Source organism: Trebonia sp. (assembly GCF_030042015.1).
Classification (GTDB): Bacteria; Actinomycetota; Actinomycetes; order Streptosporangiales; family Streptosporangiaceae; genus Trebonia.
Genome location: NZ_JASIAL010000018.1, coordinates 1 through 2,699, shown reverse-complemented (window position 1 = coordinate 2,699; position 2,699 = coordinate 1). Strand labels below are relative to the sequence as shown.

General features: G+C 69.0%; 2 protein-coding genes. Both read left to right on the top strand.

From position 1 onward, the window contains the following. The first annotated feature begins 748 nt into the window (after window positions 1–748). Window positions 749–1,327 (top strand): TetR/AcrR family transcriptional regulator, encoded by a 579-nt coding sequence (locus tag Q1N79_RS00820; RefSeq protein ID WP_300602883.1) that lies wholly within the window; start codon window positions 749–751, stop codon window positions 1,325–1,327. Window positions 1,328–1,386: 59 nt separating this feature from the next. Then, window positions 1,387–2,355: an alpha/beta fold hydrolase gene (locus Q1N79_RS00815; protein ID WP_300602881.1), complete on the top strand. Its 969-nt coding sequence runs from the start codon at window positions 1,387–1,389 to the stop codon at window positions 2,353–2,355. Window positions 2,356–2,699: the final 344 nt, after the last annotated feature.

The window sequence follows — 2,699 nt, the reverse complement described above, 5'->3', positions numbered from 1 at the left end:
ACCCGCTGCCCTGAGGCGGCCGCCCACATCAGCCGCACGCCGAGTCGGGGGTATGAAGCAGTCTTGATCAGAGTCGGGGGGCTGGCCCCATCAACTACAGACCGTGGCATAGCCAGTCGGGGCGGCGCGCCGGACACGTTGCAGCATCGCTCATCACCAGGACCCGCGCCGGCCCGGCCCTCAGGTTCCGGCTATCCCCGCAGGAGGGCGCGGCGGTCGTGCGGCTTCCTGACCGGTGTCAGTACGCGCCCCGCCACCGCACGCCCACCTGGTGCTCAAAGACCGTGCTCACAAGCACACTGTCTCATCCCCGGCACCGCCGGCACGGCCGCGGCGGCCCCAGGTAACTTGAACGGGCCGCAGCCGGGCTGGCACGCCACCCATACCGCGGCCGGCCGCTGCGCCGACAGCGCCCGCCGATCACAGCGCACTCCACCTGACCGCTTCTCCTGCCCACCGGAACCGGCATCCCTCCCGCCGCCACCGATACTCATCAGTCCATGGACAGATAACCGCCGTTATGCGCGCCTTGGCGGCCGGTCGGGGCGGTCGTCTGAGCGTGCGGGAACGAATGTTCTGTGGCATCGCGCCGGCTCTATGTGCGTGCGTGCTCAAGATCGCTGGCACCAGCTGCGAGTTGCCGGGACAGCTGGCACAGGTTGTGCGGCGAGGACGGTGCACAGGGTCTTCGCGAGCCACGCGAGACCGTTAGCTTTACAAAGCTACGAAATATGTTAAGTTTGAAGACGTGAGAGCAAGAAACTCAAGCCGGGGCGTGCAGGAGCCGGAGGCGCTGGCGGCGGCCTATGCGTGCTTCGCGCGCACGGGCCTGCAGCGCACGACCGTGGAGGACATCGCGCGTGAACTCGGCAGGTCCCGGCCGGTGGTGTACCGGCACTTCTCCGACAAGCACGATGCGTTCCGCAAGGTTGCCCAGCAGTTGCTGGACGAGGCGCTCGACCAGGCGCGCAGCGGCGCGGAGGGAACCGGTCCGGCCGCCGGCCGGGTGCTCGCCGTCGTGGACGCGAAGCTGGAGCTTGCGGCCCGCGTGCACCGCGACAGCCCGCACCACGCGCGGGAGATCCTCGCGGCCGACAGCAACGTCCTGGCCGGCCAGGTCGCCGCCTACCTCGCCCAGCTCGGCGACCTCATCGTGACCGTGCTGCAAGACGCCGTTCCCGCCGCCAGGGCCCGCGAGGTGGCAGACATCCTGCTGGCCCTTACCCGGGGTCTGGAGGACGACCTGAGCAACCCCGGCCGGGCGCGGGCGCTCCTGCGCCTGGCCGTCGAACAGCTCACGACATCCCCGGTATCACCCGCCGGGTGAGCCATCACCAGCCAATCGGCCGGGAGGATGCCCGGCCCGGCCAGAAGGGAATCACCGCCATGAACGCCACATCACACTTGTACGCGGACCAGACGGCGTGGAAGGAACTGCAGGAATTCCTGCCCGGGCGGCTGCGCCTGACCAGCGCCGGCGACCTCCCGGGGGAGGAGTTCTGGGAGTGGAAAGGCAACCGCATCCACCTGGACCGCTACCTCAACCCCGACGCCCCGGCCAAGGTGATCCTGCACCACGGCGTGGGCACCAACGGCCGGCAGATGACCCTCATCCTCGGCAAGACCCTCGCCGACCGCGGCTGGGAGGTCACCGCGCTCGACGACCTCGGCTACGGGATGACCGAGGTCGCCCGGGGCTTCATCCCCGGCTACACCGACTGGGTGCAGATGGTCACCGACTACCTCGCCCATGAGAAGGCCCGCGACGACCGCCCGATCGTGCTCTACGGCCTCAGCGCCGGCGGGATGCTCACCTACCACGTCGCCGCCCACGCCCCGAAGGGCATCCTGGCCGGGATCGTCGGCATGACCTTCCTCGACCAGCGCATCCCGAAGGTCGCCCATGCCACCGCTCACGACCCGCTCACCGCCGCGGCCGGCCCGGCGATGCTGAGCGCCCTCGCCAGGACGCCGCTGCGCCGCCTCCGCTACCCCATGACCGCCGCCTCCAAGATGAGCGCCCTGACGAACAACCCCGGTGCCATGAAGGTGTTCCTGCGCGACGACACCTCGGCCGGGAACGCGATGTGGGTGAAGTTCCTCGCCGAGTACATGCACTACACGCCCGACGTGGAGCCCGCCGACTTCGACGCCTGCCCCGTCCTGCTGACCCAGCCCGCCGAGGACCGCTGGTCACCGCGCGAGCTTTCCGTCCCCGTGCTCAGCAAGATCACCAAGGTCCCCGTCACCATCGTGATGCTCGAGGGCGCCGGGCACTACCCGATGGAAGAACCAGGCCTGACCCAGATGCAGGACGCAATCGACGCCTTCATCCGCAGCGCGGCCACCAAGTGAGCTCAGCGCGGTGGCCGGCGCCGGACGCGGAACCGCACAATCTGCGCACACCGGGATCACCATGAATGCCATTCGCATTGCACGCCGATTCGGCGTTCGGCAGCCAAACCGCGAGCAGCGCTCATCGGCCGATGATCCTCTTCGTGATGTGGGCCACGGAGGCCTCTCGTACCTGCCAATGGGGTTACATCCCCCAATCGCCACGAGCGGTTGTCTCTACCTGTGCGCGAGGATGTCGGCGAGCCGGGTGGAAGCCAGGTCAGCCGCGAGGACGCCGCTGAACGCGACCTGGACGTTGTGCCCGCCATGGCTGTCATCTGCGGTTTCCGGTGTGCCGCCGACTG